Here is a 24,919-nt window from a genome sequence, read left to right as displayed (position 1 = left end):
GGACGAGCTGATGCCTCGATGGGCGCTGCTGCTGGACAAACCGCCTGGCGAGGGGCCGTACCGCAGGCAGTACGAGCTGATGGCCACCATCGACGGCACGCGCGAGGAGGCCGAGGCGCGGTTCGGGGAGCTGGTACGCCTGTATCAGCCCAGGCATCCGCGGTATCCGGTGCGGATGCGCCGGTATCGCACCGGTGACGGCTGGATGCTGGCCGGGGACGGCTCGTCCGGCGGTGTGTTCACCTACCACTTCCTGTTCACCGAGCTGGAGTGGGACTCGGGCCCGATCACCTACTGACCGCCGGCCGTCGGGCCGTCGGGCTGTCAAGGTGTCGGGGTACGTGACCGCGTACCCTGCCGATCATGCTTGTCGCCGCCGCAGTCTGTCCCTGCCCTCCGCTGCTCGTGCCCGAGGTCGCCGCGGGTGCCGCACCCGAGATGGACGCCGCGCGTTCGGCCTGCGCCGACGCGCTCGGTGTGCTCGCGGCCGCCCGGCCGGACCTCCTGGTGGTGGTCGGGACCGCCGAGCAGAGCGGGCGCGGATCGTATCCGCAGGGCACCCGCGGATCCTTCCGCGGATTCGGGGTGGACCTGGACGTACGCCTCGGGCCCGTGACGGACACCGTCGGCGAGCGCGAGCTGCCGCCGTCACTGGCCGTCGCCGCGTGGCTGCTGCAGCGGACCGGGTGGGCGGATGCCCCGATCGAGGGACTCGGTGTGGGGGAAACGCTCGCGCCTGAGCGGTGTGTCGAAGCCGGTAGGGAGATCGGCGCCCGGGCCGGGCGGGTGGCGCTGCTGGTGATGGGAGACGCCAGCGCGTGCCGCACGCTCAAGGCGCCGGGTTACCTGGACGAGCGGGCGGCACCCTTCGACGCGGAGGTCGCGCGGGCGCTGGGTGCGGCGGACGTGGCGGCGGTCCAGGCGCTGGATGCCGAGCTGGCGCACGAACTGAAGGCCGCCGGCCGGGCCCCCTGGCAGATCCTGGCCGGCGCCGCCGAGGCCGCCGACCTCACCGGCGCCCTGCTGTACGAGGACGCGCCCTACGGCGTGGGCTATGTGGTGGCGACCTGGTCCTAGCGCTGGTAGCTGACTTGGCGGGCTGGTCGTAGGCATCCGACCGGCCTGGTGGCCACCGGTTCCGCGGCGGCGGCACATGGCGGGGGACCTCGCCGCATGCGCGAAACGGCGGACGGCCGGGAGCGGTGTTGTGCTCCACGACCGTCCGCCGATCCCACATGCCCTTCAGGAGACTCAGGAAGCCGGTGGCGGGCCCTCCGGCCGGGTGGGGGTGGTCGGATCGCCGGTGACCGTCTGCGGGCCAGGACCCTCCTTGTGCGCGAGGCGGTCCATCGCCTCCTTGGCCTTGCCGGTGCCCGCCTGGATCCTGTCGCTGTACTTGTGCTTGGTCCGCTCGTCCACGACCTTGGCGGCCTTGTCGATGCCGTGCTGAACCTTGTCCCCGTGCTGCCGGGCGAGGTCCGACACCTTGTCCCTGGCCGGGCCGAGCTTGGCCTTCATGTTGTCCATCAGACCCATGGTCCACCTTCCCTCACGGGCGGTTACCTGCGGGCGTTCTCGCCGGCCTCGTTGTCGGCGGCTTCCTCGGCGGACTGCTGCTTGGGGATGCCCGAGCCGTCGGACGTGTCGTCCGCACCGGCGTCCGATCCGGCCGCCACGTCCTCGCTCCCGTCCCCGGACGAACCCTTCGCCTCTGCCGAACCGGCCGCCTTCGCCTCCGCCGACTCCGCTTCCGTCGCCTCGGCCCCTGCCGACTCCGCGCCGGCCTCCGCCTCGGCGACCGACGCCTCCGGAGTCGCCTTCGACCTGCCGAGGAGTCGTGCAAAAACGCCCATATCCACTCCATACGGTACTCGTGCGGGCGAATTCCCGCGTTACCCGGTGCGTACGGTTGCGCCGCCCGGGTCACCGCCTCCGGCGGACCGAGGGCGGTATCTCGCCACGGGCAACGACCAGCGACCCCACCCGTCACGTAACTCGTTCGAGGCACCGCCAGGAGGTTTGCGAGACTGGTGCGGTGAGCAGTGCACCCCCCAGCCCCCGCGTCATCGCCGTCGTCGGACCCACCGCGGCCGGAAAGTCCGATCTCGGCGTCTTCCTGGCACAACAGCTCGGTGGGGAGGTCGTCAACGCCGACTCCATGCAGCTGTACCGAGGGATGGACATCGGCACCGCCAAGCTGACGCCGCAGGAGCGCGGCGGCATCCCGCACCACCTGCTGGACATCTGGGACGTGACGGTCACCGCCTCCGTCGCCGAGTACCAGAAGCTGGCCCGCGCCCGGATCGACGCACTGCTCGCCGACGGCCGCTGGCCGATCCTGGTCGGCGGCTCCGGCCTGTACGTCCGTGGGGCCGTGGACAATCTGGAGTTCCCCGGCACCGACCCCGAAGTCAGGGCGCGCCTGGAGGAGGAGCTGGCCCTGCGCGGCTCGGGCGCGCTGCACGCCCGCCTGGCCGCCGCCGATCCGGAGGCCGCGCGCGCGATCCTGCCGAGCAACGGCCGTCGTATCGTCCGGGCGCTGGAGGTGATCGAGATCACCGGCCGGCCCTTCACCGCGAACCTGCCGGGTCATGACTCCGTCTACGACACCGTCCAGATCGGGGTCGACGTGACTCGTCCGGAACTGGACGAGCGCATTGCGCGCCGCGTCGACCGGATGTGGGAGGCGGGCCTCGTGGACGAGGTGCGTGCACTGGAGGCGCAGGGGCTGCGCGAGGGGCGCACGGCGTCGCGCGCGCTGGGTTACCAGCAGGTGCTCGCGGCGCTCGCGGGGGAGTGCACCGAAGCGGAAGCGCGGGCCGAGACCGTCCGTGCGACCAAGCGCTTCGCGCGCCGTCAGGATTCGTGGTTCAGGCGCGATCCGCGGGTGCACTGGTTGAGTGGGGCCGTGGCGGATCGCGGGGAACTTCCGCAGCAGGCCCTGGCGTTGGTCGAACGACCGGTTACAGCCTGATCACGTCATGGCATCGGGATGCGTCGCCGGTCATCGCGGCCTTCGAGGCCGTGCCATCATCGAGCTTCGATCGACCAAGTGGAGCCTAGTTGGGAGGGCGCGTGGCGATGGAGGCCGGCCCTCGCGACACCGCACAAAGTACCGAGCACGTCACCACCAAGGGTGACGAACCGGGCCCGGCCGAGGGCCGGCTCGCCGAGGACGCCCTTGCCGAAGCCCGGCTGACGGACGACGGCCCCGACGAGACGCCGGACGGGGTGACCGACGACGGGCCGGAGCCCGAGGAGATGTACCCGGGCGGTCCGGAGGTCGAGGTCGAGCTGCGCCCGCAGCGCCGGCTGCGCCTCTGGCAGCTCGCCCCCATCGTGGGTCTGTCCGCGGTCGGCTCCCTGATGTTCGCCTTCCCGCTCGCCTTCGACTTCGGCGACAGCGGCGCCGTCATCGCCATGCTCGGCCTGCTGATCTGCTCCTGCGCCGCCGGCTGGGGCATGATGGCCGCCCGCCGCGTGGGCTACACCTGGCCGGGGCTGCCGGCACGCGGCTCGGGCCGCCGCCCCGACTGGCGGGTCGTACTCGGATATGTCCTGCTGGTGGCCGTAGTCGTGATCCTCGCCATGTGGCGCGTGGCACGGTTGCGCTGAACACACCGCGAGCCGACACGCCCCGTAGGGGCGTGGGGGAACTGCGCGAGCAACCCCCGGCGGCCCGCAGTCGTGCGCAGTCCCGCACCACCCCTCGTCTCCGTCGGCCGACCCGGCACCGCCCCCTGCCTCCGTCGGCCGACCCGAGCGGAGCGCTCCCGTAGGATCGAGGAATGAGCACGCGGATCGCCTTCCTCAAGGGTCACGGCACCGAGAACGACTTCGTGATCGTCCCGGACCCGGAGAACGCCCTCGACCTGAGCCCGGCCGCCGTCGCCGCCCTGTGCGACCGCCGGGCCGGAATCGGCGGCGACGGTGTGCTGCACGTGGTGCGCTCGGCCGCGCACCCGGAGGCCACGTCGATGGCGGCCGAGGCCGAGTGGTTCATGGACTACCGCAACGGCGACGGTTCGGTCGCCGAGATGTGCGGCAATGGAGTCCGTGTATTCGCGCGCTACCTCCAGCACGCAGGACATGTGGGCGAGGGTGACCTCGCGATCGCCACGCGCGCGGGCGTCAAGACCGTCCACATCGCCAAGGACGGTGACATCACCGTCGGCATGGGCAGCGCCCGCCTGCCGGAGGGTGACGTCACCGTGAGCGTCGGCGAACGCAGCTGGCCCGCGCGCAACGTGAACATGGGCAATCCGCACGCGGTCGCCTTCGTCGAGGACCTCGCACACGCCGGCACCCTGTACGACGCGCCGCCGGTCGGCCCCGCGGGCGCCTACCCGGACGGGGTGAACGTCGAGTTCGTCGTCGATCGTGGCCCCCGCCACGTCGCCATGCGGGTGCACGAGCGCGGTTCCGGCGAGACCCGCTCGTGCGGCACGGGCGCGTGCGCCGTCGCCGTGGCCGCCGCCCGGCGCGACGGAGCCGACCCGGCCGTCACCGGCACCCCGGCCACGTACACCGTCGATCTGCCCGGCGGCCGCCTGGTCATCACCGAGCGGCCCGACGGCCAGGTCGAGATGACCGGACCCGCCGTGATCGTCGCGGAGGGCGAGATCGACGGCGAATGGCTGGAAAACGCGCTTCGCTGACCCGGCGGAATTGACGAGCAGGACGCCCTCCGGCTCCCGGATCAGCGGTTTCCCGCGAGCGAGGACGTTCCCAACCGCTGGCGGCCCAAGGGCGGTTGGCGCAATTACTAAACCTCCTTTCCGTCGCTCGAATGGGTGATCCGTTTCACGCTCGCCGAGAGGCGGTCGGTCGCACGTGGTGGGCTCGGTAGCATCAAGCACCGGCACGGACGGGGGAACGTCGCCATCCCTGAGCCGCGTACGCCCTGGGGCCCCGTCCGCCGGTCCACGAGCCGGAGGTGCCCATGAGTGCGGAGGCCACGAACCCTGCGACCCCTGGCCCGGTAGCGCCCACAGCATCCGCGGCGGCCACCGCGCCCGTGGTGCCCCGGGCGGACCGCAGGAAGTCCCGGCCACGGCTCGATCTGCGCAGACTGGGCCGGGCCGCCCTGCTCGGCCCCGCCGTCCGCGGCAAGCTGCCCGACGCGATCGGCCACGTGGTGGAGGCGCACCGCGCCCATCACCCCGACGCGGACCTCGACCCGCTGCGCCGCGCCTACGTCCTCGCGGAGTCCTCGCACCGCGGCCAGATGCGCAAGAGCGGTGAACCGTACATCACCCACCCGCTCGCCGTGACCCTGATCCTTGCGGAACTCGGCGCCGAGACCACGACCTTGACGGCCTCTCTGCTCCACGACACCGTCGAGGACACCGATGTGACGCTGGACCAGGTGCGGGAACAGTTCGGCGAGGAGGTCCGTTATCTCGTCGACGGCGTCACGAAACTGGAGAAGGTCGACTACGGGGCCGCCGCCGAGCCCGAGACCTTCCGCAAGATGCTCGTCGCCACCGGCAGCGACGTGCGCGTGATGTCGATCAAACTCGCCGACCGTCTGCACAACATGCGCACCCTCGGCGTGATGCGCCCCGAGAAGCAGGCGCGGATCGCCAAGGTCACCCGCGACGTCCTCATCCCGCTCGCCGAACGCCTCGGCGTGCAGGCCCTGAAGACGGAGATGGAGGACCTGGTCTTCGCCATCCTGCACCCCGAGGAGTACGAGCACACACGGGAACTGATCGCCGAGAACGCCGCCCGCCCGGACGACCCGCTCGCCGAGGTCGCCGACGAGATGCGAGGCGTGCTGCGTGAGGCCGGCCTCCAGGCCGAAGTCCTCATCCGCCCCCGGCACTTCGTCTCCGTGCACCGCGTGGCCCGCAAGCGCGGACAGCTGCGCGGCAGCGACTTCGGCCGTCTGCTGGTGCTGGTGGGAGAGGACGCGGACTGCTACGGCGTGCTCGGCGAACTGCACACCTGTATGACGCCGGTCGTCTCGGAGTTCAAGGACTTCATCGCCGTACCGAAGTTCAACCTGTACCAGTCGCTGCACACCGCCGTCGCCCGTCAGGACGGCCAGGTCGTCGAAGTCCTCATCCGCACCCACCAGATGCACAAGGTCGCCGAGGCCGGCGTCGTCGCCCTCGGCAACCCCTACGCCCCGGCAGCCGACGCCCCCACAGCCGACGCCTCCGCATCCGAGGGCCCCGCCGACGGCGAGCGCGTCGACCCCACCCGCCCCGGCTGGCTCTCCCGGCTGCTCGAATGGCAGCGGGCCGCGCCCGACCCCGACACCTTCTGGTCCACCCTGCGCGAGGACCTCGCCCAGGACCGCGAGATCACCGTCTTCCGCCCCGACGGCGGCACGCTCGGCCTGCCCGAGGGCGCCACCTGCGTGGATGCCGCCTACGCCCAGTACGGCGAGGACGCGCACGCCTGCATCGGCGCCCGAGTCAACGGTCGCCTGGCCACCCTCAGCACGGTTCTGCGGGACGGCGACACGGTCCAGCTCCTCATGGGCCAGGACCCGGCCTCCGAGCCCTCCCGCGAATGGCTGGAGCACGCCCACACCCCGGCCGCCCGCATCGCCATCCAGCGCTGGCTGGCCACGCATCCCGGGGGCGGCACCGGAGAGGACGGGACGACCGGCGAACGCGCCGAACCCGCCGAGGACACCGCCGCACCCCGCCCCGCGCATACGGCGGCCCCCGCCGGCGTCACCGCCCCGCCGCGCCCTGCCCCCGCCGGCGCCGCCCCGCACCGCCCCGCCGCCGGCCCCGTCACGGGAGCTCCGTCCCGCCCCCGGCGCGCCGACGTGCTCGCGGACCGCCCGGGGGCCGCCGTGCGGCTCGCCGGGTGCTGTACGCCCGTGCCGCCGGACGAGATCACCGGCTTCGCGGTACGCGGGGGAGTGGTGACCGTGCACCGGACGGAGTGCGCGGCGGTCACGGACATGAAGGGCCGGGGGCGCACGGAGATCGGCGTGCGCTGGGGAGACACCACCGAGTGCCGGGTCACGCTGGTCGCTGAATCGTTCGGCCGCCCCCATCTGCTCGCCGACCTCACCGAGGCGATCGCTTCGGCGGGCGTCGACATCGTCTCCGCCACCGTCGAACCGCCCAGCCAGCAGCGGGTACGGCACACCTACACCCTCCAGCTCCCCGACGCGGCCCACCTGCCGTCCCTGATGCGCGCCATGCGGGACGTCCCTGGCGTCTACGACGTGACCCGCGCCCAGCACCAGGCCCCGGCACCCTGAGGACCCACCCGGAGACGCTGGGCTCACCGCGCGTCGGAGCGCCGCCGTGCTGTGCGCAGAAGGCCGCCGGTCGGGACCCGTTCGGGTGGGTCGGGCGCGCGTCGCCGTCGTAGCGCCCAAGCGCCCTGGTAGCGGTGGTGCATGCCGCTCACCGCCCGCTTCAGCCGCCGTGCCCGCTCGCAGTCCCGGACCCAGCCGCGTGTCTCGCGGTACCGCAAGGCGGCCCTGCTCGCCTCCGCCGTTTCCGTCTGTCTCCTCGCCGCCGGGGCCCCGGCCAAGCCCCTCGGCGTCGGCGACCGGCTCTACCCGTACCTGGGCAACCCGGGCTACGACGTGACGTCGTACGACCTGTCGTTCACCTATCCCGGCACCAACGACAAGCCGCTCCAGGCCGTCACCACCATCGACGCCTGGACCACCGCCGACCTGGACCGGATCAACCTGGACTTCGCGCACGGCACCGTGCGGTCCGTCGAGGTCGACGGGCATCCGGCGAGTTTCACGAGCGCGGGCGAGGACCTGGTCGTCACCCCGGACCACCCGCTCGCGGAGGGCAGCTGGACCCGGATCACGGTGAAGCACACCAGCGATCCGGCCGCGGTCAAGGAGCAGGACGGAGGGTGGGTGCGTACCTCCGACGGCCTCGCCATGGCCAACCAGGCCGACGCCGCCCACCTGGTCTTCCCGTGCAACGACCACCCGTCCGACAAGGCGATGTTCACCTTCCGCATCACCGCCCCGAACGGCTACACCGCCGTCGCCAACGGTCTGCCCGCCGGGGGGCACCGGGCCGGGCGCACCACCACCTGGATCTACCGCACCCGTCATCCCATGGCCACCGAACTCGCCCAGGTGTCCATCGGCCGGTCCGCCGTACTGCACCGCGAGGGACCGCACGGGCTGCCGGTCCGTGACGTCGTGCCCAGCGCCGACGCCAAGGCCCTCGAACCGTGGCTCGCCAGGACGCCCGGCCAGATCGCCTGGATGGAGAGCAAGGTCGGCCCGTACCCGTTCGAGACCTACGGCGTGCTCCTGGCGCAGGCGTCCACCGGCTTCGAACTGGAGACACAGACCCTGTCGCTCTTCGAGAAGAACCTCTTCACCGAGTCCTCCCTGCCCCGGTGGTACAAGGAGTCGATCATGGTGCACGAGCTGTCCCACCAGTGGTTCGGGGACAGCGTCAGTCCGCGCACCTGGTCCGACGTCTGGCTGAACGAGGGGCACGCCACCTGGTACGAGGCGTTGTACGCCGAGGAGACCGCCCACCGGTCGCTGGCGAACCGCATGAAGGCCGCGTACGCCGCCTCCGACAGCTGGCGCGAGGCCGGCGGGCCGCCCGGCCTGCCCAAGCCGCCCTCCCCCGGCCAGAAGATCGGCATCTTCCGGCCCAACATCTACGACGGCGCAGCGCTCGTCCTCTACGCCCTGCGGCAGGAGATCGGCCGGCCGGCCTTCGAGCGACTGGAGCGGGAATGGGCCCGCACGCACCGGGACTCCACGGCCACCAGCGCCGACTTCGTCCGGCTCGCGTCGACGGTCTCCGGCCGTGACCTGGGCGGTTTCTTCCAGGCCTGGCTGTACGGCGAGAAGACACCGCCGATGCCCGGCCACGCGGACTGGAAGGCCTCGGACCCCGCCAAGTCGGGCAAGCCGGACCGGAAGGCGTCGGGCGCGGGCAAGGCGCCGAAGGCGCACGGGAAGGCATCGGGGCAGGCCAGGGCGCCGCAGTCGCACCGGAAGCCGTCGGGGCCGGTCGGGACGCAGAGGCCGGCCAAGCCGATGGCCGGGCGATAACACGGTGACGGGACGTGCCGCCGCGTGCGACCATCTTCGGGTCGGCGCGAGACGGGACACGGGAATCTCCCGGGGTACTCGAGCGTTGACCCATCAGCGGCCCGGCAGGACCGTGTACCGACGCCGTAACGGCATCCCATCGACGTAAGGATCCAATGACCTCCTCTTCTTCCCCTTCCCAGGAGACCAAGCGCCTCGCGCACGCCTATCCCGAGGGGCTTCGGGCCGATGCCCTGATGGAAGAGGACGTCGCCTGGAGCTACGAGATCGACGGCGAGCGGGACGGAGAACAGTTCGACCGCTCGGAGCGCGCGGCGCTGCGCCGTGTGGCGGGCCTGTCCACCGAGCTGGAGGACGTCACCGAGGTCGAGTACCGACAGCTCCGCCTGGAGCGGGTCGTGCTCGTCGGGGTGTGGACCACGGGCACCGCGCAGGACGCCGACAACTCCCTCGCGGAGCTGGCGGCCCTCGCGGAGACCGCGGGCGCGCTCGTGCTCGACGGCGTCATCCAGCGCCGTGACAAGCCCGACGCGGCCACGTACATCGGCTCCGGCAAGGCTCAGGAGCTGCGGGACATCGTCCTCGAAACGGGCGCGGACACTGTCATCTGCGACGGTGAGCTGAGCCCGGGCCAGCTGATCCAGCTGGAGGACGTCGTCAAGGTCAAGGTCATCGACCGTACGGCCCTGATCCTGGACATCTTCGCCCAGCACGCCAAGTCCCGAGAGGGCAAGGCGCAGGTCGCGCTCGCGCAGATGCAGTACATGCTGCCGAGGCTGCGAGGCTGGGGTCAGTCGCTGTCCCGGCAGATGGGTGGCGGTCGCGGCGGCCTGGCCACGCGTGGTCCCGGTGAGACCAAGATCGAGACGGACCGGCGACGGATCCGCGAGAAGATGGCGAAGATGCGCCGGGAGATCGCGGAGATGAAGACCGGCCGTGAGATCAAGCGCCAGGAGCGCCGGCGCAACAAGGTGCCGTCGGTCGCCATCGCGGGCTACACCAACGCCGGCAAGTCCTCCCTGCTCAACCGCCTCACGGGCGCCGGCGTCCTGGTCGAGAACGCCCTGTTCGCGACCCTGGACCCGACCGTCCGCCGGGCCGAGACCCCGAGCGGCCGGCTGTACACGCTGGCGGACACCGTCGGCTTCGTCCGGCACCTGCCGCACCACCTGGTCGAGGCGTTCCGCTCCACCATGGAGGAGGTCGGTGACTCCGACCTGATCCTGCACGTGGTGGACGGCTCGCACCCGGCCCCGGAGGAGCAGCTCGCCGCCGTGCGCGAGGTCATCCGGGACGTCGGCGCCACCGACGTGCCCGAGATCGTCGTGATCAACAAGGCGGACGCGGCCGACCCGCTGGTCCTGCAGCGGCTGCTCCGGGTCGAGAAGCGCTCGATCGCCGTCTCGGCCCGCACCGGCCAGGGCCTCGACGAGCTGCTCGCCCTGATCGACAACGACCTGCCCCGCCCGTCGGTCGAGATCGAGGCGCTCGTGCCCTACACGCACGGCAAGCTCGTCGCCCGCGCCCACACCGAGGGCGAGGTGATCTCCGAGGAGCACACCGCGGAGGGCACCCTGCTCAAGGTCCGGGTCCACGAGGAGCTGGCGGCGGACCTGGCGCCGTACGCTGCGGTCTCGGCGGCCTGACCACGCTCATGCGGAAGGCCCGCCCCCTTTCGAGGGGGCGGGCCTTCGTGCGTGCCGGAAGGGGCGCGGGTCCTTACTGCCCGGCGAACTTCTTGCTCACCGACTCATACACACCCTTGGCCACGGGCCCCAGCCGCGGCCCGGCCAGCCAGCCCGAAGTCACCGGGCCGATCGAGGTGTTGGACACCAGCGCCGGCTTGCCGTCGGAGCCGGTCTCCACCCAGCCGCCTCCGGAGGAGCCCGCGGTCATCGTGCAGCCGATCCGGTACATCGTCGGGTCCGCCTGGGCGAGGGACAGCCGGCCCGGCTTGTCCGTGCACTGGTAGAGCAGCTGACCGTCGAACGGAGCCGCCTCCGGGTAGCCCGACGCGGTGATGCTCTTCACCTTCGGCACCGCCGGAGCGTTGAAGTTGACCGGCAGAGCCCCGCCGACCGTCTCCTCCAGCGACCTGCCGCTGTTGCCCTGCTCCGGCGTCACGTGGATCACCGCGTAGTCGTAGGAGGCACCGTTGCCGCCGGTCGCGCCGCCCTGGTCGATCCACTGCTGCGAGGTCTTCGCCGCGTCGGCCCACCAGACGCCGTACGGGGCGACCTCCGACCTGCTGGCGTGCTGCAGCTGAGCGGCCGACTTGCCGGAGTTGTTGTACGACGGCACGAAGGCCATGTTGCGGTACCAGCCGCCGCTCTTGCCGGCGTGCACACAGTGACCCGCCGTCCAGACGAGATTCGACTTGCCCGGGTGTGCGGGGTCCTCCACGACCGTTCCCGAGCACACCATGTGACCCTCGGGGGAGTCGAAGAACACCTTGCCGGAGGTGGCCGCGTTGGTGTGGTACGGCGGCGCCACCGCCTTGGCCTTCACGGGCTGCGGGGTCGGGTCCGTCACGCCCTGGTCACCGGAGATGTCGTTGTCGTCGACCCCCTTGTTGGGGTCGTTGGCGTGGCGCATCCGGTCCGGGTCCCACAGGCCCTTGATGATCGGGTTGATGAAATCGTTGGCCTCGCGCAGCCAGTCCTGCTTGTTCCAGTTCTTCCAGTCGCCGTTCTTCCACTTGTCGATGTCGATCCCGTGCTCCTTGAGCCTCTTCCTGAGGTCGTCCGGGATCCTGATCTTTCCGTCGCCGGTGCCGGCCGCGGTCACGGAGGGGGTCGGACTGCCGCCGGCGTTGTCGTCGTCGCCGTTGCAGGCGGTGGCGGTCAGGGCCAGCGCCGAGGCGAGGGCGACCGCCGCCACTGCGGGGGAGGTACGGCGGGGGCCCCTCCCTCGCCGAACGGTGAACGACGGCCGTATGGATCGCATGCTTGTGACTCCCCCTGTGATGAAGGTATATGGCGCTGCGGACGCGACACCCGCCGCGAACTCGTGGGGAGTTCACGCCGGTCTCACGACCGTCTGGGAACGGCATCACACACTATGCGCTCGCTGTGGGGGAGTTCCGACGGAACGGCAACGGTTCGGCTACAAGCCGTCTGACCTGGCCAATCATCCGGAGATCTACCGATTTGACGTCCACTCGCCCGCAACGCCCCATGGACGATCTTGAGAGAACCCGTAACCCGTCGAACGGTCCGGGGTTGTAGCGGTGGGGGGCCAGCTGCCTGCACCCGGTCCCCGCGGATCAACACGCCTGTGAACAGCGGGGAGGACAGCGCGCCGTGGCCGTAACGGAGTCGATGGCTGGAGGCTTGCACGGGGAAGCGCGTGCCGTGCACGAGGGGATCCTCAGACGCCAGTCGGCGCGCGAGTCCTCGGCCCGCACCTACGCCCGGGCCCTGCCCATCGTGCCGGTCCGGGCGCGCGGGCTCACCATCGAGGGCGCCGACGGCCGCCGCTATCTGGACTGCCTCTCCGGCGCCGGCACGCTCGCCCTCGGCCACAACCATCCGGTCGTGCTGGAAGCCATCCGCAGGGTCCTCGACTCCGGCGCCCCGCTCTCCGTCCTCGATCTGGCGACCCCCGTCAAGGACGCCTTCATCACCGAACTGTTCCGCACCCTCCCGTCCGGCCTCGCCGACCGTGCCCGTGTCCAGTTCTGCGGACCGGCCGGTACCGATGCCGTGGAGGCCGCCCTCAAACTGGTCCGGGCCGCGACCGGCCGCGCCGGCATCCTCGCCTTCACCGGCGCCTACCACGGCATGACCGCCGGTGCCCTGGCCGCCTCCGGCGGGGCCCGTGACATCCAGGTCGCCCGTCTGCCCTATCCGCAGGACTACCGCTGCCCCTTCGGTGTCGGCGGACCGCGCGGCGCCGAACTCGCCGCCCGCTGGACCGAGTCCCTCCTCGACGACCCCAAGTCAGGCGTGCCCCTGCCGGCCGGGATGATCCTCGAACCCGTCCAGGGCGAAGGCGGGGTGATTCCCGGGCCGGACGACTGGCTGCGCCGCATGCGGCAGCTCACGGCCGACCGGTCCATCCCGCTGATCGCCGACGAGATCCAGACCGGCGTCGGCAGGACCGGCGCCTTCTGGGCCGTCGACCACAGCGGCATCAGCCCCGACGTCATGGTCCTGTCCAAGGCCATCGGCGGCAGCCTCCCGCTGGCCGTGATCGTCTACCGCGACGATCTGGACGTCTGGCCGCCCGGCGCCCACGCGGGAACCTTCCGGGGCAACCAACTCGCCATGGCCGCGGGCACCGCGACGCTCACCCATGTCCGGGAGAACGGCCTCGCCGAACGAGCCGCCACCCTCGGCTCCCGCATGCTGGCGCAACTCGCAGAACTCGCCGGCACGTTCGCGTGCGTGGGGGAGGTGCGGGGGCGTGGACTGATGATCGGGGTCGAAATGGTCGACCCGGAAGGCATCGGCGCCGAGCCCGACGACCACCGTCCCCTGCCCACCGGTCCGGAGCCCACCCGCACCCCGCCTCGGGCCGCGCCCGAACTCGCCGCGGCCGTCCAGCGGGAGTGCCTCCAGCGAGGACTGATCGTCGAACTGGGCGGCCGTCACTCGGCCGTGGTCCGGCTGCTTCCGCCGCTCACGATCAGCGACGAACAGGCGGCAGCCGTACTGGACCGCCTCACGGACGCGGTGGCAGCGGTGGCCCGCACTCACCGCGCAGGCTGAGAGCCGCACCGGCACCGCCTCCGTCGCCGAGCCGGCCGCAGCCTCGGAAACCGTTCCCTTCCTCCCTCCGACTCCCTCCGCAGCCAAAGAGGTTCAGGTCGAAAGCGGCCTTCCCTGACACATCCACAGCCCCCTCGGTCACCCCGCTCTCAGTGCCGACACCGCCAACTCAAGCCCCGCACCGCCCGGTCAGCCCACGAGGAGCCGTCATGAACGCCACCCCCACCCCCGACGGCAGCTCCGGTGCTCCCGACGAACCGGGAGACCCCGGCATCCCGGCCTCTCATGTGCCGCTCGCCGAGTCGGTTCCCCAGCAGAAGAGGCGCACCGTGGACCTCACCCGAGTGACCGAGCCCGGCGCCGACCTGCTGGAGGATCCCGACCCGCGCACCGTGGCCCAGGCCGCCGCCGTGGACAACCTGCTGCGGTGCCGGGTACGGGAGAGCAACCTCGCAGCCCCCCACAGCGGCACGCTCTGCCTTCCGCTTCCGGCCAGCGGCACCTCCCTGCTCGTGCCGGTCCGCTACTGGTCACCGACGGGCTTGCACCGCTTCGGTCCGCCACGCCTGGTCGGCGCCCCCGTGGCCGCCCCTGCGGTCGACGCCGTGACCCTGGCGGCTCTGCTCGCCCGGGAGACGGCCGGCGACACGGACAGCGCAGATTCCGCCCCGGACCTCAAAACCGCAGGGCACGTGGACGACGGTGATCTCGTGGCCAGGGTGGCGGACTCCCAGCGCCGCACCGCGACCTTCATCCGCGACCGGCGGGAGCACCCCGCCGACGTCCCCGACCTCTTTCTCTCCGCCGAGCAGGCCCTTCTCCTCGGACACCCACTGCACCCGACCCCCAAGAGCCGCGAAGGCCTGACCGAGGGCGAAACCCGCCGGTACTCACCAGAGCTGCGCGGCTCCTTCCCCCTGCACTGGATGGCTGTCGCCCCCGCCCTTCTCGCCACCGACTCGGCCTGGACCGAGCGCGGCCGTCCCGTCCCGGCCGTGCACCTCATCCGGCGCCTGGCGGAGACGGACCTCCCGGTGCCCCCCGGTCACGCCGCCCTGCCGCTGCACCCGTGGCAGGCCCGTGAGCTGTGCCACCGTGAACCCGTCGCCGAACTGCTCGACTCCGGACTCCTGCACGACCTCGGCCCTCTCGGCACCGGCTGGCACCCCACCTCCTCCGTCCGCACGGTCCACCGGTCGGGCGCCCCCGCGATGCTGAAGTTGTCTCTCGGCCTGCGCATCACCAACTCCCGCCGCGAGAACCTGCGCAAGGAACTCCACCGTGGAGTCGAGGTGCACCGGCTGCTGCGCACCGGCCTGTCCCAGCGATGGCAGGCCGCACACCCGTCCTTCGACATCGTCCGCGACCCGGCCTGGCTCGGCGTGGACGCCCCGGACGGGCTTCCCGTACCCGGACTCGACGTGGTGATCAGGCACAACCCGTTCGCTCCGACCGACGACGTCGGCTGCGTGGCGGGACTCCTCGCGCTGCGGCCCGTGCCCGACCCGGACGGCGACTCCTCGCTCCACCGGACCACCTGGCCCATGCGCTCCCGGCTGGCCCAGCTCGTCGAACGGCTCGCCGTACGCACCGGACGGCCCGTCGCAGCCGTGGCCGCGGAGTGGTTCCTCCGGTACCTGGAACACGTCGTCCGTCCCGTGCTCTGGCTGGACGGCGAGGCCGGCATCGCCCTGGAGGCCCACCAGCAGAACACCCTGCTGCTGCTCGACGGCGCCGGCTGGCCCGCCGGCGGCCGCTACCGCGACAACCAGGGCTACTACTTCCGCGAGTCCCGGCGAGCCGAACTGGAAGCCCGGCTGCCCGGTATCGGCGAGCGCAGTGACACCTTCGTCTCCGACGAAGTGACCGACGAACGCTTCGCCTACTACCTCGCCGTGAACAATGTGCTGGGCCTGATCGGCGCGTTCGGTTCCCAGCGCCTCGCCGACGAACGGCTGCTCCTCGCGGCCTTCCGCCGTTTCCTCACCGACGTCGCGGCAGGGCCCGCCGCACTGCGCACCTCCCTGCCCTGCCATCTGCTCGACTCACCCGTCCTGCGCTGCAAGGCCAACCTGCTGACCCGGCTGCACGGCCTAGACGAACTCGTCGGCCCGGTCGACACCCAGTCCGTCTACGTCACCGTCGCCAACCCCCTGCACTCCTGAGCGAACCCCACCCCGCCTCGCCCCGCACGTCCCGAGGAACATGACCCACCTCGTCTCCTGAGAGGAGCGCACCATGCCTCCCACCGACGCGAACGCCGACTCCGGCCCCGGTCCCGCCCGGCCGGGTGCTCCCGTCGCCCCGGGGGCCGCTGCCCGACGGGGCTCCGCCGGCCCACGAGCCGACGGCGCGGTCACCCGGCGCACCCCCTACGCCGGATTCGCCGTCGAGGACGACGACGCCGACTGCGAGGACACGCTCGACCTGCATCTGCCCGCGGACTTCCTCGCCCTCTTCGCCGGCGGGACGGCCCATCTCCTGGACCACCTCCCCACCTGGGGCACAGTGGTCACGCGGGTCGGTTCCTTCCGGCTCGCGCCCGTGCGCATCGACGCAGACCTGCCGCTCATCCACCGCTGGATGAACGACCCCGCCGTCTCGGAGTTCTGGGACCTGGCCGGCCCCCGGAACCGGACGGAGGACCACCTGCGCTCCCAACTCGACGGCGACGGCCGCAGCGTGCCGTGTCTCGGCGTGCTGGACGGCACACCGATGAGCTACTGGGAGATCTACCGGGCGGACCTGGATCCCCTGGCCCGCCACTACCCGGCCCGCCCCCATGACACCGGGGTCCACGTGCTCGTCGGTGGGGCCGCGGATCGAGGGCGGGGGCTGGGATCCGCCCTGCTGCGAGCCGTGGCCGACCTGATCCTCGACCGGCGCCCCGCTTGCGCACGCGTCGTGGCGGAACCCGATCTTCACAACATCCCCTCCGTCGCAGCGTTCCTCAACGCCGGCTTCCGGTTCGCGGACGAGGTCGAGCTGCCCGCCAAGCGGGCCGCCCTCATGATCCGGGACCGGGTCCTGCGCGAGGTGCTGTAGCGCCGGGCGTTTCGGCCCGGCCGGTCAGCCCTGGGGGAGGAGGGCCTGCAGTGTGACGGTGCGCAGTTCCTGCCAGCGGTCGAGCAGGTCGGTGCGCTGGTGCAGGACGTCGGAGATGTGCTGCATGCCGTAGAAGGAGGCGACGACGACCTGGGCGGCGGCGCGCGGGGGGAGTCCTGCCTTGAGCTGTCCGGCCCGTTCGGCCTCTTCGAAGAGGCCCGTGAGGAGCTTGATCCAGCCGACGTAGGGCTCGGGCAGCGGGGTGTGGATGAGTGAGCGTTCGGACTGCAGGCGGGTGGCGGCCTGGATGGTGCGGTCGGTGTGGAAGGCCTCGGCGGTTCGGTCCAGGAGGGTGAGGATGGTGCTGCGGGGGTCGAGGTCCAGGGTGCGGACCTCCTCCAGCAGTGCGGGCCATCGCTCGTAGTTCTTCTCGACGATCGCGATGGCCATGGCTTCCTTGTTCTTGAAGTGGAAGTACACGGCACCCTTCGTCATGCCGACGCGCTCGGCGATGTCGACGATCGAGGTGGCTTCGTAGCCGCGTTCGGCGAAGAGTGCGGCGGCGGTGTCGAGGACCTGGGCGCGGGTGCGTACGGCGCGTTCCTGCTTGGGCTCCCGGCCGGTCGTGGTGCGGGCGGACGATGTGCTGGTCATGGATCTCCGGCTTTCCGGCGGGCGTGGCGCATGAAGCGGACGCAGTGTTTCAGGTTTCTTCCGCCAAAGGCTCGGGCGCCCTGAGGCCGGGCTCCCGTGCCTCACCGCTCCGGGCTGAATATACCGTCACGAAGGTATATGAGCGGTCGGCGCGGGTCAGGCGTCGAGGGCGGGTCCGGGCGAGCGGAGTGCGGTCGCGACGATGACCCACAGCTCCTCGATGCGGTCCTTGGCGGGCAGGTCGCCCCGTGGGACGGGCAGGTGCTGGAAGCCGAGGACCAGGGAGAGCAGGAGCTGCGCCACGGACTCGGGTGAGCAGCGCATCCGGATCTCGCCGTCGGCCTGTGCCTGTTTCGCGTGGCCCACCAGGAAGTCCCAGACCTCGGTGAGCAGGGGGCCGCTCTCCAGTGCGTCCCCCGGCATCTCCGAGGCGAGGCGGAAGGCTGCCCGTACCCGCACGTCGGACCAGAGCCGGCCGGCCAGCGACACGGTGAGGGAGCGCAGCGCCTTCAGCGGCGCGAGCCGCGCGGACTCGATGTCCGCCAGGAGCCCGGCCCACACCGCGGCGCCATGGCGCACCAGTGTCCTGGCCAGGTCCTCCTTGGAGGAGAAGTGGCCGTAGAGCGCGCCCTTGGTGAGATCGGTGCGGGCGACCACTCCGCCGAGCGTCGTGCGCGTGTAGCCGAGGGAGACGAACTCTTCCGCGGCGGCGTCCAGTATCGCCTCGTACGTGCGCCGCGCGCGTTCCTGCTTGACCATCCTGGGACCCCCCTTCACCCGGCACTGCGACCTCCGAAAGAAAATACCATCCCCAAGGTATGTTTCCGCCCGCCGGTTCGCCGGACCGGCGGGAAGGGGGTTCTGGAAGCGGTCATGGATCCAACGATCTCAGAGAAGTCCATTGCAATATACCTTCCCGGAGGTATATTTCTCGCCGGTTGCCGGGGGAGGTCACCCCGGCCGTCTGTGTGTGCTCTGCGTCTGATTCGTCTATCTGTATGGGGGTCAGTGATGAGTGGCGACGTGTTGGCGACCGACATGCCGCAGGACGCGTGGGGGGAGGACTTCCAGCGGACCGTTCCGCAGCGACTGGTCCACAAGGAGGCGGCACACGAGGTGCTGCTGACCGACGCCGTACGCGTGCGTCCCGGACTCTTCTATCTGGCCGTGCGGCAGCCGGCCGGACACGGGCTGTACCGCCCGGACGCCGCCGGGGGGACCGATCCGACGCTCTTCGTCGAGATGCTGCGGCAGACGGCGATCTACCTCTCGCACCGCTTCTACGGGGTGCCGCTGGAGCATCCCTTCGTCTTCTGCGGACTCGACTTCGACCTCCCGGTGCCCGGCGCGGACGACGCCGAGGACGAGTCCGTGGTCCTGGAGGTCCGCTGCCGGGAGACCAGGGAGCGCACTGCGAAGCGCGCGGTGATGAGCCTGGAGGCGCAGCTCGTCTCCTCGGGCGGGGTGCGCGCCACGGGCAGCGTCTCCTGGCAGGCGGTCGACCGCGCGAGCTACGCGGCGGTGCGCCGTCGCGGCGCCGCCGGGGCCCTGCCGCCCGCCCCCGGCACCGCGGTCACCGCGGTGCATCCCGGCGCACGCGTGATGGCGCCCGAACTCGTGGGCCGCGAGCGGTCCATGGACGTGGTCGTCGCCGAGTCCGGCCTGCCGGACGAGCGGGCGGCGGCTGAGGAGCCGGGTGGTACGTGGCTGCTGCACGTCGATCAGTCCCACCCGGTGTTCTTCGACCACCCCAGCGACCATGTGCCGGGGATGCTGCTGCTGGAAGCCGTCCGGCAGGCCTCGCGGGCGGCCCTGGGACCGGCTCCGGCTCCGCTGTACGAATGGACGATGTCCGGTGGCGGGGTGCAGTTCGCCGCCTACTGCGAACTGACCGCACCCACCCGGCTCGTCGTACGGCAGTCCGGCACGCCCCGGACGCCGGACGAGGTCACCCTGGCCGTGGAAGCCGTGCAGAACGGCAGGACCGTGGCGTCCGGCAGTGCGCGCTGGCAGGCGGCTCCGGCTGCCGCCCCGGCCGCGGTCCGCGCCGGCGTGGAGGAGGTCTTCGCGTGATACGGCCCTCCGCTTCCACCCCCGGCGACTCCGAGCGGGAACAGGAGGTCTCGCCGGCCGCCGGACTGTCGGTGCGCCGTGCGGCCCGGGTCGCGGCATGGCACGCCGACGAGGCCGACGTACGGTGCCGGCTCGATCTCGACGTGGTCGTGGAATTGGCCCGGGCCGGCTTCAACCGGCACTTCGTTCCCGCTGAGCACGGGGGCACGGAGGGCTCGTTCACCGACCTGGTGCAGGCCGCCGCGCACGTCGGTGAGGGCTGCACCTCGGCGGCCTGGGTGGCGACGCTCTTCGCCGCCCATGGCCGGATCGCCTCCTACCTGCCCGAGCGCGCCCGGCGGGACCTGTGGGGCACGTCCCCCGACACCCGCATCGCGGCGGGCGTCGCACCGCCGGGGCCGCACGCCGTCACCGTGCCCGGCGGCTGGCTGCTCAGCGGCGAGTGGCCGAGCGTCAGCGGCGTGGACTTCGCCGACTGGGTGCTGCTCGCGGCACTCGCCGAGGGTGCCGGGGGCGTGGGGTCCGGGGGTGCGGGATTCGCCGGCGAGGGGTCCGATGGGGTGGGGTCCGGTGCCGCGGGAGCCGATGGTGCGGGGTCCGGTGGCGAGGTGCCCACGCTCTTCCTCGTCCCGATCGAGGACTGCCAGGTCCTCGACACCTGGAACCCGCTGGGCATGCGTGGCACCGGCAGCAACACGGTGCGGCTCGACGGTGTCTTCGTGCCCGGCCACCGAGCGGTTCCCCGAGCCCGGCTGCTCGTCCCGCGCGAGCAGGGCGCGGCGCGCTGCCACAGCGTTCCCTACCCGCTCGTGGCGGCGCTGATGTTCGCGGCACCGGTGCTCGGCGCCGCCCGTGGCGCGCTGACGGAGTGGACCCGCGCCGCCGTGGACCGCACGGGCCCGGACGGCGGCCGGGCCGGCTCGACGCCCGCGCTGTCCACGGCACTTGCCCGCTCCTCTGCCGGGCTGCGGGCCGCCGAGCTGCTGCTGGACAGTGCCGCCCGGCGCGCCGACGCGGCACGGATCGAGCCTTTGGCGGTGGCGGAGACGGCACGGGACGTGGTGGCCGCGGTCGAGATGTGTGCGGCCGCCGTGGACCGGCTGTTCCGTACGACCGGCAGCCGGGGACAGTCCCAGCAGGACCCGGTCCTGCGCCGCTGGCGCGACATCCAGTCCGCGTCGACGCATGCGATGCTCCGCTTCGACGCTTCGGCGCAGTCGTACGCGCAGGCCGTCTTCGGAGCCTGACCGCCCGACTCCGAGGAGTCGCCCGATCCACTTGTGGCCGCCGCCGCGCGGCGCGCACAGCGCGCCCGCGGCGGCGGCCGACTGCCGCTCGCGGGCACGGCCGGCTCCTCTCTGGAAAAAATACCTTCGAGAGGGTATGTTATTCGGTACGCGCAGGATCAGGGGGACGGAGGCAGTGCACGGTATGAGCGCACCGACCATCGGGCCCCAGGCCCTGAGACTGTTCGAGTACGCATCGGCCCGCAGCGACTGGACCGTGCGCACCGCATGCGAGCAACTCGACAGCAGCGTCGACGAGATCGAGCAGGCCCGCCAGGAACTCCTCGGACTCGGCCTGCTCATCGAGGTGCCCGAGGGCGCCTCGGCGACGGGGGAGCGGACCGTCAGGGCGACCGCCCCGGAGGCCGCACTGCTCAGGCTGCTCACGGCCGAGGAGCAGGCGGTCATGGAACTGACCGAGCAGATCCGGCGGACCCGGGAGCGTGTCGGCGCGATGCGCGAGGCGTTTCTGCCCCTGCACACGGCACGGTCGAGTGGCCTGGAGGTGGTCACCTGCCCGGAGAAGATCGCACGCGTCCTCGGTGATGCCGCCGACATGGCCACGTCGGAGATCCTGAGCATGCACCCCGGCCCCGTGATGCCGCCGGACGTGCTCGCCCAAGGCCTCCGGCGCGACCGGCGGGTGCTGGAGCGGGGCGTGTCGATGCGCAGCATCCATCTGCGGCCCATGACCCGGATCACCCATGCGATGACCCATCTGCAGGAGTTGCGGGCGGCGGGCGCGGACCTGAGGATCGCCAGCATCGTGCCGTTCCGGTTCATCCTGGTCGACCGGGTGCAGGCGCTGGTGCCCGCCCTGCACGTCCGGTCGAGCGGCGCGATGATGGTGCTGCGCGGTGAGGCCGTCACGGCACTGCTGGTGAAGGTCTTCGAGATGTGCTGGGCGTCCGCCGCGCCCCTGGAGGCGGCCGAGTCCGGCCGGCAGTCCGGGTTCACCTCCCAGCAGCTGTGGATGCTGCGGCTGATGGCCACCGGCCGCAAGGACGAGGCGATCGCCCGCGAACTCGGCGTGTCCGTGCGGACGTTGCGCAGGATGATGGCGGACCTGATGGCGCGGCTGGGTGTGGACAGCCGGTTCCAGGCAGGCATCACGGCGGCGAAGCTGGGCCTGCTGGACTAGGGCTGGACTAGGGAGAGGCAGCTCCCGGCCGGTCCGGGTGTCCTGTCGGCCTTCGGCTGTCCGGTTGGGGCCAGGCCGCCATGGGCAGGGCTTTCGTGCTGGCCCTTGCCGTGGCCGGTGGACAGGATGGTGCTCCGGCAACGTGCCAGTTGAGTCAGGAGCCCTCCTCGTGTTCGACCCGGTACTCCTCAGATCCCTGACGGGGACACCGCTGCGGGTCCAGTGCGCCGTACTGCCCGTGCCCGCACCCGACGGCGGAACCGTCGACGTGCCGCGCGAGTGGGCCGTACTGCGCGTCCGGCTGCGGGGAGCGGGCAGCACCGGGCGGGGCGAGGCCACGCTCCTGCCCTACCGGGAGGCGGACAGCCGTGAAGCCGTCAGCGAGCAACTGGCCTCGGTCGAGGCCGAGCTGGCGCATCTGATCAGCCCGGTCGAACTGCTGGACCTGCTGCCGCCGGGCCCCCTGCGCAGCGCGCTCGACACCGCGCTGTGGGACCTGCTGGCCAAGCGCAGCGGGCAACGGGCCTGGGAACTGCTCGGGGTTCCCCGGCCGCGCCCGGTACCGGTCGTCCGCACCCTCCCGCTGCTGGAGCACACCCGGCTGGAGAACGAACTGCGCCACAGCGACGGCTTCTCCTCGCTCAAGCTGAAACTCGGGGCCGGTGCCGTCGAGGACGACCTCGCCCGGCTCGACGCGGTGCGCCGCCACCGGCCCGACGCCTGGCTGATGGCCGACGCCGAGGGCGGGTGGGACGTGGACCGGCTGCACGCGATGCTGCCCAAGCTCGCGGACCATGGGGTGCGGGTGCTCGAACAGCCGCTGCCCGAGGCGGAGTCCGGGGCGCTCGTCACCCTGCGCCGGCCGTTCCCGATCATCGCCGATCTGCCTCGGGGCGAGGTCGGCGACATGGGGCGGCTCGTGGCCCGGTACGACGGGATCAACCTCAAACTGGACGCGGTGGGTGGTCTCACCATGGCCCTTGCCATGATGGAACAGGCGGAGCAGCGGGGTCTGCTCGTGCTGCTCGGCTCACCGCCGGCGACCGCCCGCTCCTGGGCGGCGACCCTGCACGCGGCCACCGCGGCGGACCTGGTGAACGTGCCGCAGACGCTGTGCGTGCCGGGGGAGCCGCACGAACCACAGCGGCCGAGCGGCCCCCAGGCCCCCTCCGCGACGGACCTCTGGGGCTGACCGCACCCCGAGTCCCCCTTCAGGCCGGGCGGCGAGGCGTCAGCCCCAGATCAGGTCGTCCTCTGCCGCCGAGGTCGGGGCCGGCGGTACGGCGGAGCCGGTGTTGCCATGACGGAACTCTCGCGCGTTGCTCATCTTGATCTTCCTCCGTGCGGGGCGCTGGCCGGACCGGCAGCAGGCGATGGGGCTCGACACACCGATCATCCGACGTACCCGAGCGGGATACAGCCGCCCACACCTGGCCGTGACGGGAATGACCGCTCGATGCCATACCGGCCGGGAGCTACCACGGACCGGGAACGGCGGCTGCAGGGCCGCGAGTTGGAAGGCCGCGGGTCGGAATGCCGCGGTCTGGGGGCGGCGAGCCCGCCGATCGCCGGGCCGGAAAACGACGGGCCGTAAAGCCGCGGGGCGGAAGGCCGCTGGTTGGAAGGCTCTGGGGCGGAGGCCGCCGGTTGGAAGGCTCTGGGGCGGAAGGCCGCCGGTCGGAAGGCCCTGCGGCGGAAGGCCGTCAGTCGGAAGGCTGCGAGTTGGGAAGCCGCCGGTCGGGAAGCCGTGGTTTGGGCAGTTGCAGGTCGGGAGGCGGCGAGGCTCCGCCGGTCGCCCGGGGGACGGAAGCCGCGGGGATGAGGGCTGGGGGAAGCGGCGAGCCCCGCCGGTCGCCGGGGGTGCCCGGGCGGCCTGCGGGGCGCGGCGGGCAGGTGCCGCTCTGCGGTGAGCGGCACGCCCGGTCCGGAGCCGGCCGACGGCTCAGTAGTGCACGCGGCGGTTCTGCTCCGTCACGCGATACCGCACGTTCCACAGGCTCCGGCGCACATAGGTCCGCTGCAGCCAGCGGTCCCGGCCGTCGTACCGGGCCGTGAACGTGGACCGGGCGTGCACCCCCTTCCGGTTGTTGATCAGCAGCGCCTGGCCCGGGCGCAGCTGCACGCCGTGCGCGACCTGGCGGCAGACCTGCTGCAGCGTCTCCAGCGCCTCCCGCGCCCCGCTGGTGAGCGGGTGCACACCATTGGCGGAGATCGCGATCTCCGGGAAGTCGTGATGGCCGCTGATCATCGGTACCGGCTCGGACAGCACGTCCTGCCCGCCGGCGACGTCACGCACGTAACTGCCCGGCGCGTTCAACCGGAACAGCGGGCTTCGCAGGGTGTCGAGCACCTCCGGCGCCAGCGCGGCCGAGATGTCACGGGCATCGGCGTAGAAGGTGCCGGCCACGCCCTCGTGGTCGGCACGCAGGCAACTGAGCACGAGGAAGTCGGGGTTGGCCACGTCGTACCGGCCGATCACGTCATGCATGATGTCGCTGTGGAAGTTGAGGAAGATCTCGGACCCCTGGTTGGTCTGGGTCCGCGCTCCCCCTTCGACCGGAATGACGTCGTGCACCAACTGGCCGGCCTTCTCCGTGAGCACGCCCATGGGCTCACCGAGCAGCCCGCTGAGGCCCAGCAGCACGCCCTCCGCCACGAACGACGTCTTCTCCCGGCTCGGCCCGCCGTCCGACGGCGTGTCGGGCAGCTCGGCGTCCACCGGCAGATTGCTGATCAGGCTGACGCCGGGAGTGTCGATGTGCCGGCCGAAGTCCAGGATCTGCTGCAACAGCGCCGTCGGCAGCGTCGCGAAGATCTGCAGCAGCCGGGTCATCGAGCGGTCGATGTCGATGTTCGGATCCGGCAACCGCTCCAGCTGTTCCCCGAGCGCGTCCCGCACCTCGTCGGGCAGGACGATCTCGCGGAAGGTCTCGGTGGTGACGGGTTCGGTGGCCGGCACGGTGTGGACGGTGGTCGCGGTCAT

At 71.9% G+C, this 24,919-nt stretch carries 21 protein-coding genes; 15 read left to right on the top strand and 6 right to left on the bottom strand.

The features are described from left to right. The first annotated feature begins 10 nt into the window (after nucleotides 1-10). Nucleotides 11-298 carry a hypothetical protein gene (locus ACIGXP_RS27175; RefSeq protein WP_363218031.1) on the top strand — a complete coding sequence of 96 codons (288 nt, stop codon included), beginning with the start codon at nucleotides 11-13 and terminating at the stop codon, nucleotides 296-298. 65 nt (nucleotides 299-363) lie between these two features. Next, nucleotides 364-1,077, top strand: a complete 714-nt coding sequence (locus ACIGXP_RS27170) for a class III extradiol dioxygenase subunit B-like domain-containing protein (RefSeq protein ID WP_399772504.1) — start codon at nucleotides 364-366, stop codon at nucleotides 1,075-1,077. A 174-nt stretch (nucleotides 1,078-1,251) separates the two neighbouring features. Here ACIGXP_RS27170 and ACIGXP_RS27165 read toward each other — a convergent pair whose 3' ends face one another. Continuing rightward, the gene (locus ACIGXP_RS27165) at nucleotides 1,252-1,536 is read right to left on the bottom strand and encodes an antitoxin (RefSeq protein WP_363218033.1); all 285 of its coding nucleotides are present in this window, start codon (nucleotides 1,534-1,536) and stop codon (nucleotides 1,252-1,254) included. A gap of 23 nt (nucleotides 1,537-1,559) precedes the next feature. Continuing rightward, on the bottom strand, nucleotides 1,560-1,853 hold the full coding sequence (locus ACIGXP_RS27160) for a hypothetical protein (RefSeq protein ID WP_363218034.1): 294 nt from the start codon (nucleotides 1,851-1,853) through the stop codon (nucleotides 1,560-1,562). Nucleotides 1,854-2,035: 182 nt separating this feature from the next. Between ACIGXP_RS27160 and miaA the strand changes: the two genes are divergently transcribed. From miaA to hflX, 6 genes are all read left to right on the top strand, one after another. Beyond that, entirely contained in the window at nucleotides 2,036-2,974 is a 939-nt protein-coding gene (gene miaA, locus ACIGXP_RS27155) for a tRNA (adenosine(37)-N6)-dimethylallyltransferase MiaA (protein WP_399772499.1), read from the top strand. Nucleotides 2,975-3,081: 107 nt separating this feature from the next. Next, on the top strand, nucleotides 3,082-3,615 hold the full coding sequence (locus tag ACIGXP_RS27150) for a hypothetical protein (protein ID WP_399772583.1): 534 nt from the start codon (nucleotides 3,082-3,084) through the stop codon (nucleotides 3,613-3,615). Nucleotides 3,616-3,788: 173 nt separating this feature from the next. Beyond that, the gene (dapF, locus tag ACIGXP_RS27145) at nucleotides 3,789-4,658 is read left to right on the top strand and encodes a diaminopimelate epimerase (protein WP_399772496.1); all 870 of its coding nucleotides are present in this window, start codon (nucleotides 3,789-3,791) and stop codon (nucleotides 4,656-4,658) included. Nucleotides 4,659-4,942: 284 nt separating this feature from the next. Then, nucleotides 4,943-7,231: a RelA/SpoT family protein gene (locus ACIGXP_RS27140; protein WP_399772494.1), complete on the top strand. Its 2,289-nt coding sequence runs from the start codon at nucleotides 4,943-4,945 to the stop codon at nucleotides 7,229-7,231. Nucleotides 7,232-7,372: 141 nt separating this feature from the next. Continuing rightward, nucleotides 7,373-9,025: a M1 family metallopeptidase gene (locus ACIGXP_RS27135; RefSeq protein WP_399772492.1), complete on the top strand. Its 1,653-nt coding sequence runs from the start codon at nucleotides 7,373-7,375 to the stop codon at nucleotides 9,023-9,025. Nucleotides 9,026-9,180: 155 nt separating this feature from the next. Beyond that, nucleotides 9,181-10,671, top strand: coding sequence for a GTPase HflX (gene hflX / locus ACIGXP_RS27130; RefSeq protein WP_399772489.1), 1,491 nt, complete (start codon nucleotides 9,181-9,183; stop codon nucleotides 10,669-10,671). A 73-nt stretch (nucleotides 10,672-10,744) separates the two neighbouring features. On the opposite strand, the gene ACIGXP_RS27125 is transcribed toward hflX, so the two are convergent. Further along, nucleotides 10,745-11,971: a trypsin-like serine peptidase gene (locus tag ACIGXP_RS27125; protein WP_399772486.1), complete on the bottom strand. Its 1,227-nt coding sequence runs from the start codon at nucleotides 11,969-11,971 to the stop codon at nucleotides 10,745-10,747. A gap of 374 nt (nucleotides 11,972-12,345) precedes the next feature. On the opposite strand from ACIGXP_RS27125, the gene ACIGXP_RS27120 reads away from it, so the two are divergent. From ACIGXP_RS27120 to ACIGXP_RS27110, 3 genes are all read left to right on the top strand, one after another. Further along, the gene (locus tag ACIGXP_RS27120; RefSeq protein WP_399772484.1) at nucleotides 12,346-13,737 is read left to right on the top strand and encodes a diaminobutyrate--2-oxoglutarate transaminase family protein; all 1,392 of its coding nucleotides are present in this window, start codon (nucleotides 12,346-12,348) and stop codon (nucleotides 13,735-13,737) included. A gap of 209 nt (nucleotides 13,738-13,946) precedes the next feature. Next, nucleotides 13,947-15,902 carry an IucA/IucC family protein gene (locus ACIGXP_RS27115; protein WP_399772482.1) on the top strand — a complete coding sequence of 652 codons (1,956 nt, stop codon included), beginning with the start codon at nucleotides 13,947-13,949 and terminating at the stop codon, nucleotides 15,900-15,902. Between the two features lie 73 nt (nucleotides 15,903-15,975). Continuing rightward, nucleotides 15,976-16,782 carry a GNAT family N-acetyltransferase gene (locus tag ACIGXP_RS27110; RefSeq protein ID WP_399772479.1) on the top strand — a complete coding sequence of 269 codons (807 nt, stop codon included), beginning with the start codon at nucleotides 15,976-15,978 and terminating at the stop codon, nucleotides 16,780-16,782. A gap of 24 nt (nucleotides 16,783-16,806) precedes the next feature. Here ACIGXP_RS27110 and ACIGXP_RS27105 read toward each other — a convergent pair whose 3' ends face one another. Together ACIGXP_RS27105 and ACIGXP_RS27100 are read right to left on the bottom strand one after the other, a co-directional pair. After that, the gene (locus tag ACIGXP_RS27105) at nucleotides 16,807-17,436 is read right to left on the bottom strand and encodes a ScbR family autoregulator-binding transcription factor (protein ID WP_399772476.1); all 630 of its coding nucleotides are present in this window, start codon (nucleotides 17,434-17,436) and stop codon (nucleotides 16,807-16,809) included. A gap of 156 nt (nucleotides 17,437-17,592) precedes the next feature. Then, nucleotides 17,593-18,195: a TetR family transcriptional regulator gene (locus tag ACIGXP_RS27100; protein ID WP_399772474.1), complete on the bottom strand. Its 603-nt coding sequence runs from the start codon at nucleotides 18,193-18,195 to the stop codon at nucleotides 17,593-17,595. 252 nt (nucleotides 18,196-18,447) lie between these two features. Between ACIGXP_RS27100 and ACIGXP_RS27095 the strand changes: the two genes are divergently transcribed. From ACIGXP_RS27095 to ACIGXP_RS27080, 4 genes are all read left to right on the top strand, one after another. Further along, a complete protein-coding gene (locus ACIGXP_RS27095; RefSeq protein ID WP_399772472.1) occupies nucleotides 18,448-19,509 on the top strand; it encodes a ScbA/BarX family gamma-butyrolactone biosynthesis protein in 1,062 nt (353 codons plus the stop codon). After that, nucleotides 19,506-20,756, top strand: coding sequence for an acyl-CoA dehydrogenase family protein (locus ACIGXP_RS27090; protein WP_399772469.1), 1,251 nt, complete (start codon nucleotides 19,506-19,508; stop codon nucleotides 20,754-20,756). The genes ACIGXP_RS27095 and ACIGXP_RS27090 overlap by 4 nt, the downstream gene beginning before the upstream one ends. A gap of 184 nt (nucleotides 20,757-20,940) precedes the next feature. Then, on the top strand, nucleotides 20,941-21,936 hold the full coding sequence (locus tag ACIGXP_RS27085; RefSeq protein ID WP_363217026.1) for a LuxR C-terminal-related transcriptional regulator: 996 nt from the start codon (nucleotides 20,941-20,943) through the stop codon (nucleotides 21,934-21,936). A 169-nt stretch (nucleotides 21,937-22,105) separates the two neighbouring features. Continuing rightward, nucleotides 22,106-23,128: an enolase C-terminal domain-like protein gene (locus tag ACIGXP_RS27080; RefSeq protein ID WP_399772465.1), complete on the top strand. Its 1,023-nt coding sequence runs from the start codon at nucleotides 22,106-22,108 to the stop codon at nucleotides 23,126-23,128. A 750-nt stretch (nucleotides 23,129-23,878) separates the two neighbouring features. Here the strand turns inward: ACIGXP_RS27080 and ACIGXP_RS27075 are convergent. Beyond that, nucleotides 23,879-24,919, bottom strand: coding sequence for a TauD/TfdA family dioxygenase (locus ACIGXP_RS27075; RefSeq protein WP_399772463.1), 1,041 nt, complete (start codon nucleotides 24,917-24,919; stop codon nucleotides 23,879-23,881).

The sequence above is a fragment of the Streptomyces sp. NPDC053069 genome, assembly GCF_044546895.1.
Classification (GTDB): Bacteria; Actinomycetota; Actinomycetes; order Streptomycetales; family Streptomycetaceae; genus Streptomyces.
The sequence above is the reverse complement of the archived record's forward strand: the minus strand, read 5'-3'. Positions and strand labels throughout refer to the sequence as shown.